The sequence below is a fragment of the Paenibacillus piri genome (genome assembly GCF_004354045.1).
Lineage (GTDB): Bacteria > Bacillota > Bacilli > Paenibacillales > NBRC-103111 > Paenibacillus_S > Paenibacillus_S piri.
The window spans coordinates 958123-974720 of record NZ_SMRT01000001.1; the positions used below are offsets into that span (position 1 = coordinate 958123).

The window sequence follows — 16598 nt, forward strand, 5'->3', positions numbered from 1 at the left end:
AATCCCTCTTTTCCGTGTAGTAGATTGGTTCGCTTCGGTACAATGTGGTACCGGTTACATACTTCTCATATTATACCGGGCCCGCTCGCTTCTCGTCAAAATAATTTTGTGCGTCCAGCCGCTGCTGCTGCGGACGGGCCGCCTCAATTGAATGTTTGGATGGAATTATTTGTAAGTTACCGGGACCGTTGACCGTGTACAGGAATTCGACTAGTATGAGTTTTATACTTCCGGTCGAAGGGATGAAGCCATGCTGAAGCTGAAAGCGAGGTCGAGCTCGTTTCAAAATAAACTGATGCTGTCCTATTTGCTCATTATTCTCATTCCGGTGCTGTCTGCTCTGCTTATTTTTGGTCTTGATTTTTATAATCAAACGAAGCGAAGCTACGAGGATATTATGAATCAGTTGAACAAACGGACAAGCCTTGTCGTCACCGATTTTTTTTCCAACATCTCGCGAAACTCTTATTTTTACTTTACGGACAACCGGTTGAAACGGATTTTGGAGAAAAAGTACGTGCAGAGCAATCTGGAATTTATCGACGACTCGAACTATATGCAGCAGGCGATGGACCAGATTTTATTAATGAACGGGCAGCTGGTCGGGATGAGCGTAACCGGTATTAACGGCCGGGTGTACAGCAGCACGAGCGCCAATACCGGATATTTAAACGCGCTGCTGCAGGAGCTGCCGAAGGATAAGCTGCGCGACGGTAAAATTACCGTATCCAATGCATACAACAGCCAATTTATCAATAATCAGGGCAAGGTCGTGTCGATCATCCGTTTCCTGGCCGATTTGGACGGCATCAAGAGCCATGAGGTGTATGCGAAGCTCGATATCCGGTTCAAGCTGATTGAAAATTTGTTCGGCGGCATTTCGGAATCGAACAGCGAGGTCGGCACGATTGTGACGGCGGGCGAGCATTTGATCTACACTTCCGCGGACGCGGTTTTTGACGAGGTTGCGATCCAACAAATTGCAGCGGCGTTCAAAAGGAGCGGCGGCCATGAAAATCAGCTGATGCGGTTGACGGTTAACGGGGAGCCGTACATGTTTGCGGAAACGTTGAACGAGCTGACCGATTGGACGATCATTCAATTCATTCCTTCCCGGGCCATTGACAACGCGTTTCAAAAAAATATCGGGAAATATGTATCGATCAGTCTTATTTGTCTCGTAATTGCAATCTTTATGGCGTACTTTTTTTCAAGGCGTTTTTTCAAGCCGATTTCCAAGCTGATCAAAACGATGAAAATGGCCGACTCCGGTACGCTGGACCGCATTGCCGACGATGAAAACCGCGAGGATGAAATCGGCAAATTGATGCAAAGCTACAACTCGATGATGCACCGCTTAAAGGAAAGCCGCGAAAAAGAGCTGATGTCGAGCCGCCTGCAGAAACGGGCGGAGCTGAATATGCTGCAAGCGCAGATCAATCCGCATTTTTTATACAATACGCTCAATACGATGCATTCGATCGCCGAGCTGCACCGGTTCGAGCCGATTTCGGTTATGGCGCAAAGCTTGTCGAGCCTGTACCGGTACAATCTGAAATCGAACGATATCGTCACGATCCGGATGGAGCTGGAGCAAATTCGCAACTACGTCCAGATCCAGCAGATGCGGTTCCTGAACAAATTTCAGGTGATCTACGAGATTGACGAGCAGCTCCATGATTATCAAATATTGAAATTTTTATTGCAGCCGATTGTGGAAAATGCGTTTTATCACGGGCTCGAGCCGAAGGGCGGCAGCGGAACGCTCAAGCTGTCCATCCGGAAAAACGGCCATACGCTCTTTCTGCTCATCGAAGATGACGGCATGGGCATAAGCCGGGACAAGGCGGAGCAGCTGAATCTGTCCTTCCGGAAGCCTGCTGCCGAGGAACAAAACGAATCGAAAAATCATATCGGGCTGCGCAATGTCAATGCGCGGATCAAAAATTTTTACGGCGACGAGTACTGGCTGCAAATTTCAAGTGTGGAGGGGCAAGGCACTAGCGTCGAAATGATGATTCCCGCTGAAAAAGGAGAACTGCACGATGCGTATTTTGGTCGTTGACGACGAATATTACTCAAGGAAGGCGATCATGCAAATGATTGGTGACTGCTGTCCGCACGCGGCGCTGGATGAAGCGGAGGATGGCGGGGAGGCGCTAGGCATGCTGCGGTCGAACCGCTACGATCTGCTGTTTTCCGATATCCGGATGCCGGGGCTTGACGGGATTCAATTGGCCGCAGCCGTTCACGAGCAGTTTCCGTCGTTGGTCAATGTTATCGTAAGCGGTTACGACGATTTTCAATATGCGCAAAAGGCGATTGCTTACCGCGTGGAGCAATACTTGCTCAAACCGGTGCAGATGCAGCAGATAGCACAAATTATGCAGCGGATTCAGCAGCAGGCGGAGCTGTCGGCGCAGCGCTGCCTGGAGGAGCGGCTGGCGGCCGTGATTTATCAAGAGCCGGACGGCGGCGAAGAAGCCGAGACGGAATTTCCGCTCGCGGGCCGCTCTTACAGGACGGCGGTATTTCAGATGGACCGGCCGTACAAGGAGCGGCTGGAGCAGGCGCTCAATGAACAATTGCGGCACGCCGGAGCCGCATGCTGCTTTTTCTGCGATCGCAGAAACGGAACGATGCATGTCGCCGTATTGCATGCGCCTGGCGGGTTCCCGTGGGAACGGCTGCGGCTCAAGGAGCTGTGCATGGCTGCGATGGAGCCTATAAAGCGGGCAGGCGCCCGGATATACGCCGGACTCAGTAGCGTTATCAAGGACAACGCGGGCGGGACGGATCATGGCAATGAGCTGAGGCAGTCGTATAGGCAGGCGAAGCGGGCTTTGCTGAACCGGCATTTGGCCGGGGGCGGCAGCGTCGGCCTGTACGAGGAATTGAGCGGCAATCCCCGTTACAGCTTTGAGCTGCTGGAGGAGCTGCTGCTCCCGTTGTACAACAAGCTGATCCGCTATCAGGATAAAGAGGCGGCCGAGCTGATCGGCAATTTGTTTCGGGTCATTGCGGAGCGCCGGCTGTCGGCGCATACGCTGCACGATACGTGCTCGAAGCTGATTGCCATATTTAACGCCGTAATTGAACGGATTAACGAGGAAGGGGCTGGTACGGAGCCGGAGCCTTATTTGGCCCCGGTAGATTTATACGATTACTACGAGCCGGACGAGATCGTCCGTTATTTGAACGGGCAGGCTGCCGCCTTATCCGCCAAGCTGCAGCAGGTCCGGTCCAGAACCGACATCGTGCAGCAGATGAAGGACTATGTGGAGCGGAATTACCGGCATCAAATTTTATTGGACGATATGGCGAAAACGATGTTTTATACGGATACCTCGTATTTAAGCCGGCTGTTCAAGAAAAAGAGCGGCATGAGCTTCACGAATTATTTGCTGTCGGTCCGCATGCAGAACGCCAAAAAGCTGCTGGAAACCGACTTGAGTTTATCCGTTGCCGACGTAGCGAGCGCGGTCGGGTTCAACGACTACTCCTACTTTATCCATATGTACAAAAAGTTTTACGGGGAGACGCCGGGTCAAAGCAAGAAAAGGGATTAACGCACTGAAGGAGGGAACAGGATGTCCGGCAAGTCGATTATAGCGCTGCTTCTGGGGTTGAGTCTTGCTTTTGCCGTAACCGGCTGCTCCGCCTCGGGTCCGTCGGCCGTCACGCCTAAGGCTCCCAAGATCAAGCTGGAGCTGCTGACCAACAAGAGCGACACGATGGAGACGATGGATAAGATCATCGCCCGCTTTCGCGAGCGCTATCCGAACGTTGAGATCGAGCAGGAAGCGCCGCCCAATATGTTAAAGGTGCTGGCGATGCGCTTTTCCACCAATACGCCTCCGGATTTGTTTACGGTGTATCCGACGGCGCCCAGCATGCGTCAGCCGGTGAAAAGCGGCTATTTGACGGATTTAACCGGAGACCCGGTTTTATCGAATGTGCGGCCCGACTTTCTCGAGTTTAGTCGGACAGGCGGCAAAAATTACGCGGTTCCGCTTGCCCTGGAGGGCTACGGGATCATTTACAATACGGCTATGTTCCGCGAGCTGAATCTGGATATACCGCAAACCTATGCCGAGCTGCTGAACATATGCGAGCGGTTAAAAGCGGCCGGGATAACGCCGTTTATTTTCGCTGACAAAGACTTCACGTACGTGCGCCGGATATCGAGCGTTTTATTGGGGTTGGACAATCCAGGCATCATTCCGTACTTTGAAAACGTAATGGCGGGACGGGATCATATTCAAGACAGCGTTCAGCTGATCGGTATGGCCACAAAAACGATGGAGCTGCGCAAGTATGGGCAGCGGGATTCGCTCGACACGTCGATTGAAAATGCGGTCCGCGAATTTGCCGGCGGGCGGGCGGCGATGTTTTTCAACGGCATGTGGGAAGTGAACACGATCAAGAGGACTAACCCCGATCTGGATGTGGCGATGTTTCCGTTTCCGGCGGAGCGGAAAGGAGATACGAGGGTGGCGATGCAGGTGGGCACGGCATTCGGCATCCCGAAGCAATCGAAGACGATGGCTGAAGCGAAGCAATTTCTCAGCTTTCTGACGACGACGGAGATGGCCCAGCTGTTTTCCGACGAGACGGGCAATATTTCAATCATCAACGGTGTTAAACATACGACCAAGGAAAACGGAGGCATTGCCGAGTACGCGCTGGCGGGCAAGCTGTTTCGTGCGGCGGACTCGCCGTGGACGATGTCGATGCAGGACGAGTTCGGCAAAGCGGTGCAGGAGCTGATCGCGGGCGGAGGACTGGATACGTTCATGCGGAAAATGGAGGAGACGTTTTACCGGGCCGAGGAATAGAGGATGTTAATGATCAAATCTCTCATGTCGATATGGTCATGGTTCTCATATATTTCCCCTCCTCCGGTTGCTATTATTGTAAGCGCAACCAAAAAGAAAATGTAGGGGGAACTTCGAGATGAACAACCGAAACAGCTTCAAAATCATGGCCTCGTTAGGAACGGCGGTCGCATTGGCCGTTACCGCAGGCTGTTCCGCCGGAGGCGGCGAAGGAACGGGAAAGGACGCTCCTGCGGCGGCGGCAAGCGGGCAAAAGGTGAAGCTTGAATTTTTATCCAACAAAGCGAACGAAGTCGATGTCATGAACAAGATCATCCAAAAATTTCGTGAAAAAAACCAAAACATCGATATCGAGGTCAATGCCCCGCCGAACATGCTGAAGGTGCTGGCGATGCGGATCGCGAACAACGATGCGCCGCCTTTTTTTACCGTCTATCCTTCGGCACCCAGCATGCGCCAGCCCGCCAAGGACGGCTATTATGCCGATCTGACCGGCGATCCGGCCCTGTTCAACAATATTTCGCCAAGCTTTGTCGATTTCAGCAAAACGTTCAATAAAAACTACGCTGTCCCTTATGCGCTGGAAGGCTATGGGGTAACGTACAATATGGACATGTTCAAAGAGCTCGGCCTGGAGGTTCCGAAAACGTACGACGAGCTGATTCAGACGGCCGAGAAAATCAGGGCGGCAGGCAAAACGCCGTTCCTGTTCCCGGACAAAGATTACGCGATCATCCGGCAAACGACGGCCGCCTTCCTCGGACTGTATATCCCGAACGTAACCCAATATTTCGACGATGTCATTAACGGCAAGCAGCATATTGCGGACAATCAGGAAGTGCGCAAGGTGGCGCAGCGGATACTGGATTTGAGAAAGTACGGGCAGAAAGATTTGCTTGGAACTTCCGCCGATAACGTCGTGCGCGATATGGCCGCCGGCAAAGGCGCGATGTTTTTCCACGGCATGTGGCAGGGGCCCGCTGTCAAGAAGGCGAATCCGGATATGAACGTAGGCATTTTCCCGTTCCCGGCCGATAAGGCGGAGGATACGAAGGTCGCGATGCAGGTAGGGACGGCGATCGCCCTGCCGAAGGACGGGAAAAACGCCGCCGAAGCCAAAAAGTTTATGGAATATTTCAGCAGCACCGAAGTTGCCCAGGCTTATTCGGACGAGACCGGCATGATTTCCGTCGTCAAGGGCGTGAAGCATAACAACAAAATCAACCAGACGCTGGCGGAATATACGCAGGCCAACAAAATTTACAGAGCGGCCGATTCCCCGTGGACGCCGGCGATGCAGGATGATTTCGGCAAGGCGACGCAGGAATTGATCGGCGGGGGCAGCCTGGATGCCTACATGAAAAAGCTCGAGGACATTTTCTACAATAAAGGCAACTAGGCATGGCTAAACTGCAGCTTTGGAGGTTGAGAATGGAAGTGATTGGCACAACAAACGCCCAAACGGCCGGCAGACGGAAAATGGCGCTTGGCAGCAAAAAGCTGCGGGTTTACGTATGGTTTACGCTGCCGGCGCTGCTGCTCTATATCGGATTTTTTTTCTACCCGGCCTTGATGGGGCTCAATTACAGCTTGACGAATTGGGACGGGATGGCGAGGACGTATCGTTATATCGGGCTAAGCAATTATGCGGCTATTTTCAAGGATGAACGGTTTCTTCACGCTTTGGGCTTTACATTCAAGTACACGCTGATCGTTGTCGTCGCGAAGCTGGCAATCGCCCTTGGGCTGGCTTTGCTGTTAACGAGCCGGATGCGGTTCCGCAGTTTTTTCCGGTCGATCTATTTTTTCCCGGCCGTGCTAAGCTTAATCACGATCGGCTTGATTTTTAACGAAATTTTCTTCACGATTTTGCCTGTTATCGGTGAAGCATTAGGGATCGAGCCGCTGTCGCGCAACATTCTGGGCAATAAAGATACGGCGCTGTACGGCATTCTGATCGCCAACATATGGCATGGGGTCGCGGTGCCGATGGTCATTTTTATGGCGGGTCTGTCGAGCGTACCCAAAGATTTGCACGAGGCGGCCACGATCGACGGAGCGGGCAAGAGACAGCGGTTTTTCTCGATTACGCTTCCTTTCCTTATCCCGATGCTGAATGTCAACCTGGTGCTGCTGATCAAGGGCGGGTTGACCGTATTCGACTCCATCGTTGCGATGACGGACGGAGGTCCCGGCACATCGACCGAATCGATCGGCTTCCTCATTTACCGGCATGGCATGCTGGAAAATAAATTCGGCTACGCTACCGCCGAGTCGATCTTCGTCTTTGCGATGATCGCGATCATTTCCTACGTGCAGATGAAATGGCTGAACAAGCAGGAGGTGGGCCAGCAGTGAGAGAGAACCCGGTTGCACAGTCGTTGAAATACGCGATACTGCTTGTCGGTGCGGTCATTGTCATGCTTCCGATGTATTTGACCGCAACCTTGTCGTTCAAGACGCAAGCGGAGTCGGCAAAAAGCTTCTTTTCATTGCCGTCCGGCCTGTACATGGGCAATTTTGCCGAGGTTGTAAAAGGGAAATTCTGGATCCATATGGCCAATTCGTTGACGATCACGGTCGTCTCGATGCTGTTCATCATGATTCTCGTGCCGATGGTATCGTTCGCCATCTCGAGAAATTTCAGACACCGTTATTTCAAATTCGTCTTTTATTTTATTTTGTCCGGTATTTTCATTCCGTTCCAGGTCATTATGCTGCCCGTGCTGAAGCATATGTCCGGCTTGCACCTGCTGAATCAGGCGGGGCTTATTCTGATGTATATTGCGCTGTCGTTGACGCAAGGCATATTTTTAAGCGTCGGTTTTTTGAAAAATGTGCCGTTGGAGCTGGACGAAGCTTCGACCATCGACGGCTGCACCGTCGGGCAGACGTTCGTCAGGATCATTTATCCGCTGATGCTGCCGATTATCGTGACGATTGTCACGCTAAATTGTCTGTGGATATGGAACGACTTCCAGCTGCCGCTTATTTTGCTGAACCGCAGCCCGAACTACTGGACGCTTCCGCTGTTCATTTATAACTTCAAGACCGATTACGGCTTCGATTATAATAAAGCGTTTGCCGGATTCTTTCTGACGATGCTGCCGATTATTGTCTTATACGGGTTTATGCAGCGTTATATTATCGGCGGATTGACCGAGGGCGCATTGAAATAAGTCGATGAAGCATACAATGCAAAGGAGTGATGCGGACATGGCCGCAGAGAATCAATTGTTGCGCTCCACCCCCGAGGAACTGGGCATCGCTTCGGCGTCCGTGCTGACTTTCCTCGAAGCGGTCGAGCGGCAGGGTCTGGAGCTTCACGGCTTCATGCTGCTGCGTCACGGGCGGGTGGCGGCCGAAGGCTGGTGGGCCCCTTACGGGCCCCGACAGCCGCATATGCTGTTTTCGCTGAGCAAAAGCTTTACCTCGACGGCGGTCGGATTTGCCGTATCCGAGGATCGGCTGTCGTTGGACGATTCGGTTATCGGCTTTTTTCCTGAGGCGGTTCCCGACGGGCCGGTCGATCCGCTGCTGGCCGCCATGCGGGTCAAACATCTGCTTACGATGAGCGCAGGCCATGCGAAGCCGATTATGGGCGCCGAATGGCGGCGGACGGACGGCGACTGGGTCCGCTATTTCCTGCAAAGGCCGATGGACCATCAGCCGGGCTCGCGGTTCGTCTATAACAGCGGAGCCACCTATATGCTGTCCGCCATCGTACAGAAGGCGACCGGGCAAAGGCTGCTCGATTATTTGCAGCCCCGCTTGTTTCAGCCGTTAGGGATTGACGTCGCCGGTTGGGACAGCTGTCCTTCCGGAATCGATGCCGGCGGCTGGGGGCTGAGCTTGCGAACCGAGGATTTGGCGCGGTTCGGCCAATTTTATTTGCAGCGGGGGATGTGGGACGGGCGGCAGCTGCTGCCGGCGTCTTGGGTCGCGGAAGCGACGGCCCGTCAGATCGGCAATGGCAGCGCAGACGGTCGCGATCCGCTGAGCGACTCGCAGCAGGGCTACGGCTACCAGTTTTGGCGGTCCCGGCATGGAGCTTACCGGGCCGACGGCGCGTTCGGCCAATTATGTCTGGTGATGCCAAAGCAGTCCGCCGTCATCGCGATTCATGGCGGCCTGTCCAACATGCAGGCCGTGCTGCGCCTGGTCTGGGAGCATTTGCTGCCCGCGATGGGCGACGGACCGCTGCCCCGCGACGAGCAGTCGCAGACGATGCTGCTTCGCAAGCTGCGCAGCTTGAACATGCTGCCGCCCCAGGCGCAGTCGCATTCGGCAGTGGCGGCGCAAGTGTCGGGCCGACGTTACATGGTGGAGGACAACGCCGACGGGGTACAGTCCGTCCTGTTTGATTTCGGCGCCGACGGCTGTACGTTTACGCTGTCGGATTACCGGGGCGAGCACCGGATTCGCTGCGGGATCGGCGAATGGCAGGAGGGCGGGACGACCATGTCGGGCCGTAGTCTGCATCATCAGTACGAGCCGCCTGCCCTGCGCGTCGCCGCCAGCGGCACCTGGCATGATGCGGACACATACGTCATGACGTGGTGCTTTGTCGAAACGCCGTTTACCGACACCGTCATTTGCCGGTTCTATGACGACCGGCTGGTGCTGGAACGCTCGGTCAACGTGAACAGCGAGTCGCGGGAACGCCCTCCGCTTCACGGAAAGCAGGCTTGAAATACGAAATTAGAGATCATGCCGGCGTCCGTCGGTAGTGCGAGATATTGAATATTACAGGTACAAATGTTAATTTACGAGGCTGCGAAAGCGGCCTCTTCTCCGCTTTTATTGCCTTTGGTTTCCCCATTTCTCATAAAGATCGGGGTCGTAAGACTTACTTGTTCCAAGAAAGACGTTCAGCTTAGCTGAACATCGGGGAATCAGATGGGGACTCTACCCCACCTGATTCAAGGCCCACCATAGTGGTGGGGGTCTTAACCCGATAAAGTCGTAATCGGATAAAAAAGCGGGAGACTAGACTTATATAGAGTGTGGGGAAAAATGGATGGATATAAGCTAACGGAAAGCTTCGGGGCCAACCCGTCCGGGGAAGTTACGCGTCTGTTATATGACGATGCATGGATTTCGGCGCAACACAGCGGAGCGGGTCATGATCTTAAAGTTTTTCAAGAGGCTTGTCCGACCCTGCGCGGAAACGGATTGCATAGTATGGAAACCCGTGATAAACTTCGTATGTAAACGTTATACTAAATTTTTACATATTAAGGATGTCGAGCAAAGTGGCCCCCCTTACAATCAAAGACGTCGCAAAAGCGGCCGGCGTGTCCACCGCCACCGTTTCCCGCGTCATTAACCATAGCGGCTATGTCAGCAACGAAGTGCGCCTGCACGTGCAGAAGATGATTGAGCGGCTGAACTACCAGCCTAACGTTTTGGCGCGAAGCTTGAAAATGGAAAAAACGAAAACCATCGGCATGGTGCTTCCGGATATGACGAACGCTTATTTAATGACGGCAGCGCGAATTGTGCAGAAGCGTCTGATGGAGGAAGGCTATCACCTCATCTATATGGATTCGGGTGAAGACCCGGTTAAAGAGAGGGAAGCCATTCAGCTGCTGCTGGGCATGAGGATCGAGGCGCTTGTGCTAGCCGGAACGGGCGAAAACGGCGACCTGGTGAACCAGATCATGCAGGCCGGGACGACGACTATATTGATGGATCGAACGATTCAGGGCGTTAACTCCAGCATGGTGCTGGAGGACAACGTCAGCGCCTCCGAGGAAGCCGCATCCCGAATCATAGTGGAATTCGGCGCGCAATTCGGCATTATATGCGGTCCGACCGGCATTAGCACGGCGCGTGAGCGTTACGAAGGCGTCGTCAGAGCGTTGGAGACGGCCGGGTTGGCGCATGAATTCGAGCAGCGGATGATCTATGAAGGGGATTTCACCCGAGGATCGGGCTCTCTGGCCTGCAGCTACTTCATGAACATGACGATTCCGCCCCGCGCGGTCATTTCGTTCAACAACGAAATGACATACGGGTTCTACCTTCGCTTGAAGGAGCTCGGAGCTGGGCTCGATTCCATAAAGGTCGTTTCATTCGGCGAGCTGGACGCCGCGCCTTTATTTTCCAATCGGCTGGCTGTCATCCGGCCAAATCCCCAGCTTATCGGCGAGGCCGTGGCCGAGCTTGTATTAAAGAGAGTGAAGGATGGCAATCACGAGAAGGAAAAGCGGATCTTGATGCCTCGGTTCGAAAGCTTCTGAACCGCGCATCCGATATGAAATCCGTTTTGCATTGACATTCATGTGTAAACGTTGACAGATACGATGACGACGGGCGCCAACCGTGCAGTGCAGTCTTGCCGCAAGATCGGCCTCGGTCATAGAAACGCCCGCAGCCTGCTGGCATAACGCCAACAGGCTGCAGGCTGCAAATATAATTAACCGAGCAGGCCCGATTGCAAGACGCCCGCGTAGAAGCGGTTGAACTGCTCGATATCGAGCTGCTGGGCGGCATCGGACAGCGCGGCCGCCGGATTCGGATGAACCTCGACCATAATGCCGTCCGCTCCGGCGGCTAATGCGGCTTTGGCGCACGGGACCAAAATATCTTTGCGGCCTGTGGAATGGCTCACATCGACAAGCACGGGCAGATGGCTTTCCTGCTTCAGGATCGGCACGGCGGATATATCGAGCGTATTGCGGGTAGCCTTCTCGTAGGTGCGGATGCCGCGTTCGATCAGCATGACCTGCCTGTTGCCGCGCGACACGATGTATTCCGCCGCATGCATAAATTCGTCAATCGTCGCCGAGATACCCCGCTTCAGCAAGATCGGAACGCGCACATCGCCGGCGGCCTTCAGCAGCTCGAAGTTTTGCATATTTCTCGCCCCGATTTGAATAACGTCGATATATTGACAGGCGGTTTCGATATGGGCCGGGCTGACGATTTCGCTGATCGTCTTCAGGCCGAACTCGTCGGCGACTTCCTTCAATATTTTCAGTCCCTCTATGCCGAGACCTTGAAATTCATACGGAGATGTTCTCGGCTTGAAGGCGCCGCCGCGCATGACGGTAACGCCCGCCTGCTTCAACGCAGCCGCCACCTCGCGCACCTGCTTGTAGCTTTCGACGGAGCAAGGACCTGCAACCATCACCGGTTTGCCGCCTCCGACAGCAATCTCCCCGAGCTTTACGACCGTATCCTCGTTCCGGCTTTTCCGGCTGACGAGCAATGACTTATGCCGACCCGCTTGCCGCGGACTGGAGGAAGCCTGAATGATTTGGCCCCATAATTGACGGGCCGTAGCCTGATCGTAAGGGCTTGTATTCATCGCGATGAGCCGCTCCATCTTTTCCTTTTCCCGCACCGGATCGGATTTCTCAACCAACTTGCCGATCTGCTGCGCAATCCGCGCTCTTTCCGATAATAATTCCAGCAGCTGCCGGTCCACCCGTTCCAATTGTTCGTCCAACTGCTCCATATGGATTTGTTCCATTTGTACTCCACCCCTTCGATTTTATAATTTCCGGAAAACGAAAAAGACCCCCCGTCGCAAGGGACGAGGAGCCGTGGTACCACCCTTATTAGAAAAGTCGTCTCCGGACGTTCGACCGGGCTCGCTTTTCTCACTTTAACCCTTTAACGCAGGGGATACGGCTTCTCCTAAAAGCAGCCCGGTCCGGGCGGCCGTTCAGAGATCGGCTCGGGAGTGAACTTCGGCGGTGTACTCGATCGGGTGCTCTCAGTCTGCCGGCACGCCGTCCCTGTCATGAGTCCAGGTCCGCTTACTCTTTCCTTCATTGCCTTTTTCCTAATAATATCCGGTGTTTCGCCGGACTGTTAAACGGTCAAAATAGTTCAGCTGCATATGATTAACATGCATTGTAAGCCATAAGCGGTTTTTCCGCAAGCATCTGATTTAAAGCAACTGCGCTTTGTCGCAGCACAGCGGTTATGCTCGCTTTTCGGTGAATTTGGGACCCATGCCGGTTTTGCCTTTTGATCGTTTAGAAAGCAAGGGGATGGCAATAATGGAAGCATAAAGCTTGCCAACTGGGAGACGACGATGAAGAATACGACTTTCTCTTTTCTGCAAATATCGACCATCCTGATTTTATCGATCGGAATGATGAATCATGTCATTATCATTCCCGTGCTGTTGGAGGTTTCCGGGCGTGATTCGTGGCTGAGCGTATTGGCAACGAGCGTTATTTTTGTGCCGGTCTTTTTAATAATCGCTTATATTATTCAAAAAACGACGGCAGGCGGCGGCAGCTCGATTTTGCAATGGCTGAAGGAAAAATACGGGAGATGGGTAGCCGGTATCATTACTTTCGTCATGTCCGTATCGTTATTTTTTTCGGCTGTGCTTACGGGAAAAGATTTTAAAACATGGACTAATGCTTCGTATTTGCCGCAAACGCCGCCGAGCGTCATCGCCATTATTTTGGTTGCATTGGCCTGCTATATGTCTTATAAGGGGATCCGGGCAATTGCCTACGCCTCGGCGGTGCTGCTGCCGCTCGTGATCATTTTCGGCGAATTTGTCATGGTCGCCAACTATCCGCATAAGGATTACTCTATGTTATTCCCGATGTTCGAATTTGGTACAAAGTTTTTGACAAACGGGATTATTTTTGTCGGCACCGGATTGATTGAAGTCATGTATTTAATTTTTTTGCAGCAGCATATCGCTACTCCGATCAGGAAATGGTATGTGCTTATGCTCGGTTTGTTTTTGGCCGGGCTGACGCTCGGTCCGACGATGGGCTCCATTGCCGCATTCGGTCCGGTCGAAGCCCAAATCCAGAGATACCCGGCCTTTGAAGAGTGGAGATTGGTGAAAATCGGGAATTACATCGAGCATGTCGACTTTTTATCGATTTATCAATGGGTATGCGGCGCCTTTGTCAGGATTAGTCTGGCGATATTTTTGATTGCCGAGACGCTGCCGAAGTACAAAAAGCTGGTCTTGTTTATTATTGCGGTGGTCATGCTCGTGCTGTTGATTTATGAGGTGGGGGATATAAATTTCCTGCTCATCATGAAGAAGTATTACTTTCCGATTAACTTCTGCTTGATGTCCGGACTGCTGTTGACCGTCTTTCTGCTCGTTCTATGTGCGGGAAAGGATAAGGTGCAAAAACCGAATGAATCTTGAAACGCTCCGGGAATCGTTCAAAGAATGCGAAGATATCATCTTTTATCGTCACGGCTTTCCGGAAAATTTGGAGGCGGTGCTGGTCTATTGCCGTACGCTTTGCGATGAAATACGGATCAGCAATCTCGTTATGCCCGAGCTGATTCGGTTGTGGGAGATTACGTCCTTCTCGGATGCTGACAGCATCAGTGCGGCGACAGCGGTTAATATGCGGCAGACGGAGGCCAACTTCAATTACAGCTCGGCAATTTTTTCGGGCAAGGCGATCATCTGGTTTCCTAATTTGCAAACGGCATTCTCGATTTCCATCGAAAAAATTCCGAACCGGACTACGGAACCGAGCAATATTGACGTGTCGATTCGCGGCCCTAAAGACGGTTTGATTGAAAATATCGATACGAACGTCGGTTTAATCCGTAAACGGCTGCCGACCTCGTCGCTTGCTCTTGAAACCTATACGATCGGCTCGCTCAGCGAGACCAAAGTCGGCCTGATGTATTTGAAGGACAAGCTGGAAGAATCGCTATTAATGAATATCCGCCAAAAGCTGCAAAAGCTGCAGGGGCAGGTGGAGGATTTGTCCAGCGCGACGCAATTGGAAGAAATCATCTCGGATAATCCGTACAGCTTTTTTCCGCTGACGGCGTATTCCGGAAGGGCGGATTTTATTGTCGCCTGCCTGCTGAAAGGGCGATTCATCATTTTGCTGGACGGGGTTCCGGGAGCAGTGATTGCTCCGGCGACGTTGGGCCTGCTGTTGAAAACTCCCGAGGATTTGCATTTCAATTATATTTCAGCCTCGTTCGGTCGGATTTTGCGGATTTTCAGTCTCGTCATTTCCATTTATTTGCCCAGCTTTTTTGTCGCGTTAACCGGATTTCATCAGGATCAAATCCCGTTTCCGCTATTGGCGACCATCGTCATGACGCGGCTCGGCATTCCGCTGTCTTCGCCGATGGAAATGTTTCTCATCTTAATTTTACTGGAAACGTTTAAGGAAGCGGGGTACAGGCTGCCGTCGATGATCGGTCAAACCTTGACCGTTGTCGGCGGTCTCATCATCGGCGATGCGGCGATCCGGGCAGGACTCACCTCGCCGTCGATGGTCGTTGTGGGCGCCATCTCGATTGTGGCCGGCTCTACCCTGATCAGTCAGACGCTTTCTGGAACGGTCAGCGTGCTCAGATATTTCAATCTGCTGCTTTCTTCGCTGCTGGGCATGTACGGATTTATGTGCTCGCTCATTTTGATCACCGTTTATTTATCGAGCATGAGCTCTTTCGGCATCCCCTATTTGGCGCCGGTCTCTCCCATCTCCTTCAGAGACATCATGCGCTCGTTCTTTATGCTTCCGCGCAAGCTGGGCGGTTTTGTCCCGACATATTTAAGAAGAAAAAACAAAGGATAGGTAGCCTTGAATACGACAAGACGGTTCCTGAAGATAAAATTGGCTATTGTACTGTTGCTTTTCCTTTCCGGCTGCTGGGACTATAAGGAGATTCATCATTTAACGTTTGTTACGACAATCGGTATCGATTACAAGGATGACGTTTTTTTCGTTTATGTGCAGGCGCTCAATTTCGCCAATATTGCGCAAAAGGAGGGGCTGCGCCCTCCGAGTCACAGCGCGGTAATCGGTGTCGGCAAAGGACCGACGATTACCGACGCGATGTTCGATCTGTATAAATCGGAGCAGCAGCGTATATTTTGGGGTCATATATCCGCCATGATTGTTAGCGAGCAGGCGCTTAGGCGGGTCTCCGTCGAGGATTTGACGGATACGATCAACCGGTATCGGGAGATCCGCTATAATATATGGGTATACGGAACGAGCGAGCCGATCGAAAAGCTGCTTGAAGTGACGCCGAATTTCGGCTATTCGCCCTATGACTCCAACCTGATGAAGCCGGATAAAACATTCAATCAATTTTCCGCGATCGAGCCTGTCTTTTTATATCAGTTTATTAAACATTATTTCGAAAGAGGGGTCACCGCCATGCTGCCCAAGCTTTCCTACGAAAACTCGCATTGGAGGGAAGGCGGCAAAGCTACGGAGCATTTGGAAATATCCGGAGCCTATTTTTATTCGTATAAAAAACTGAAGGGGAGTCTGACTCGGGAGCAGCTTATCGGCAAGCGATATTTGGACGAGCATGCCTTGCGCGTTCCGATAACGGTTTTCGAGAAAGGAAAGCCGGTAGCCTCAATCGTGCTGGAGCCCCCAGACGTTCATTACAAGCACAGGCTGGAGAACGGCGAGGTCTATTATGATATTCGCGTTCGCTTGAACGGTTATATCGATGAACTATATAAAGATTTGAAGCAGGAAACGATGACTTCGCTCATCGAGAATAAAGTCGAAAAGCAAATCAGGGAAACGTTCAACAGCGGCAAAAAAATAAAAGCCGACGTCTTGAATTTGAATACCCCGGTATACCGCTTTGATTTTTCGGGTTGGAAATCGCATATTTTTCCGAACAAGGATATGGAAAACATTCATATCGATCAAATCACGGTTAAAGCATTGATTAAATATACGGGCAAATATAAAGGGAGAATCGATTAAACGCGGCGATATGCCGCCGCTTTGAAGCGCCATGCCGGACGGCATGGCG

General features: G+C 52.4%; 12 protein-coding genes. 11 read left to right on the forward strand and 1 reads right to left on the reverse strand.

Annotated elements, in window-relative coordinates:
- The first annotated feature begins 250 nt into the window (after positions 1–250).
- The 8 genes from E1757_RS04035 (at position 251) to E1757_RS04070 (ending at position 11083) form a co-directional block, all read left to right on the forward strand.
- Positions 251–2065, forward strand: a complete 1815-nt coding sequence (locus E1757_RS04035; protein WP_133225506.1) for a cache domain-containing sensor histidine kinase — start codon at positions 251–253, stop codon at positions 2063–2065.
- Positions 2046–3569 carry a response regulator gene (locus tag E1757_RS04040; RefSeq protein ID WP_133225507.1) on the forward strand — a complete coding sequence of 508 codons (1524 nt, stop codon included), beginning with the start codon at positions 2046–2048 and terminating at the stop codon, positions 3567–3569. The genes E1757_RS04035 and E1757_RS04040 overlap by 20 nt, the downstream gene beginning before the upstream one ends.
- A 21-nt stretch (positions 3570–3590) precedes the next feature.
- Complete coding sequence (locus E1757_RS04045; RefSeq protein ID WP_133225508.1) at positions 3591–4838, forward strand: ABC transporter substrate-binding protein; 1248 nt, start codon at positions 3591–3593, stop codon at positions 4836–4838.
- 118 nt (positions 4839–4956) lie between these two features.
- Positions 4957–6237 carry an ABC transporter substrate-binding protein gene (locus tag E1757_RS04050; protein ID WP_133225509.1) on the forward strand — a complete coding sequence of 427 codons (1281 nt, stop codon included), beginning with the start codon at positions 4957–4959 and terminating at the stop codon, positions 6235–6237.
- 32 nt (positions 6238–6269) lie between these two features.
- On the forward strand, positions 6270–7196 hold the full coding sequence (locus E1757_RS04055) for a carbohydrate ABC transporter permease (RefSeq protein ID WP_246078999.1): 927 nt from the start codon (positions 6270–6272) through the stop codon (positions 7194–7196).
- Positions 7193–8017: a carbohydrate ABC transporter permease gene (locus E1757_RS04060; protein WP_246079000.1), complete on the forward strand. Its 825-nt coding sequence runs from the start codon at positions 7193–7195 to the stop codon at positions 8015–8017. Before E1757_RS04055 ends, E1757_RS04060 begins: the two co-directional genes overlap by 4 nt.
- 37 nt (positions 8018–8054) lie before the next feature.
- Complete coding sequence (locus E1757_RS04065; RefSeq protein WP_133225511.1) at positions 8055–9530, forward strand: serine hydrolase domain-containing protein; 1476 nt, start codon at positions 8055–8057, stop codon at positions 9528–9530.
- A 563-nt stretch (positions 9531–10093) separates the two neighbouring features.
- Positions 10094–11083, forward strand: a complete 990-nt coding sequence (locus E1757_RS04070) for a LacI family DNA-binding transcriptional regulator (protein WP_165971943.1) — start codon at positions 10094–10096, stop codon at positions 11081–11083.
- A 176-nt stretch (positions 11084–11259) separates the two neighbouring features.
- Here the strand turns inward: E1757_RS04070 and E1757_RS04075 are convergent, their stop codons facing one another.
- Positions 11260–12318, reverse strand: a complete 1059-nt coding sequence (locus tag E1757_RS04075; protein WP_133225513.1) for a bifunctional 3-deoxy-7-phosphoheptulonate synthase/chorismate mutase — start codon at positions 12316–12318, stop codon at positions 11260–11262.
- A 570-nt stretch (positions 12319–12888) separates the two neighbouring features.
- Here E1757_RS04075 and E1757_RS04080 point away from each other — a divergent pair.
- The 3 genes from E1757_RS04080 to E1757_RS04090 are packed head-to-tail and all read left to right on the forward strand — an operon-like array spanning position 12889 to position 16549.
- Positions 12889–13983, forward strand: coding sequence for a GerAB/ArcD/ProY family transporter (locus E1757_RS04080; protein ID WP_133225514.1), 1095 nt, complete (start codon positions 12889–12891; stop codon positions 13981–13983).
- Entirely contained in the window at positions 13973–15391 is a 1419-nt protein-coding gene (locus E1757_RS04085; protein WP_133225515.1) for a spore germination protein, read from the forward strand. The genes E1757_RS04080 and E1757_RS04085 overlap by 11 nt, the downstream gene beginning before the upstream one ends.
- A gap of 6 nt (positions 15392–15397) precedes the next feature.
- Entirely contained in the window at positions 15398–16549 is a 1152-nt protein-coding gene (locus tag E1757_RS04090) for a Ger(x)C family spore germination protein (protein WP_133225516.1), read from the forward strand.
- Positions 16550–16598: the final 49 nt, after the last annotated feature.

Coding starts and splice junctions, on each gene's coding strand:
- E1757_RS04035 (WP_133225506.1), top strand. CDS start 251: ATGCTGAAGCTGAAAGCGAGGTCGAGCTCGTTTCAAAATAAACTGATG.
- E1757_RS04040 (WP_133225507.1), top strand. CDS start 2,046: ATGCGTATTTTGGTCGTTGACGACGAATATTACTCAAGGAAGGCGATC.
- E1757_RS04045 (WP_133225508.1), top strand. CDS start 3,591: ATGTCCGGCAAGTCGATTATAGCGCTGCTTCTGGGGTTGAGTCTTGCT.
- E1757_RS04050 (WP_133225509.1), top strand. CDS start 4,957: ATGAACAACCGAAACAGCTTCAAAATCATGGCCTCGTTAGGAACGGCG.
- E1757_RS04055 (WP_246078999.1), top strand. CDS start 6,270: ATGGAAGTGATTGGCACAACAAACGCCCAAACGGCCGGCAGACGGAAA.
- E1757_RS04065 (WP_133225511.1), top strand. CDS start 8,055: ATGGCCGCAGAGAATCAATTGTTGCGCTCCACCCCCGAGGAACTGGGC.
- E1757_RS04075 (WP_133225513.1), bottom strand. CDS start 12,318: ATGGAACAAATCCATATGGAGCAGTTGGACGAACAATTGGAACGGGTG.
- E1757_RS04080 (WP_133225514.1), top strand. CDS start 12,889: ATGAAGAATACGACTTTCTCTTTTCTGCAAATATCGACCATCCTGATT.
- E1757_RS04085 (WP_133225515.1), top strand. CDS start 13,973: ATGAATCTTGAAACGCTCCGGGAATCGTTCAAAGAATGCGAAGATATC.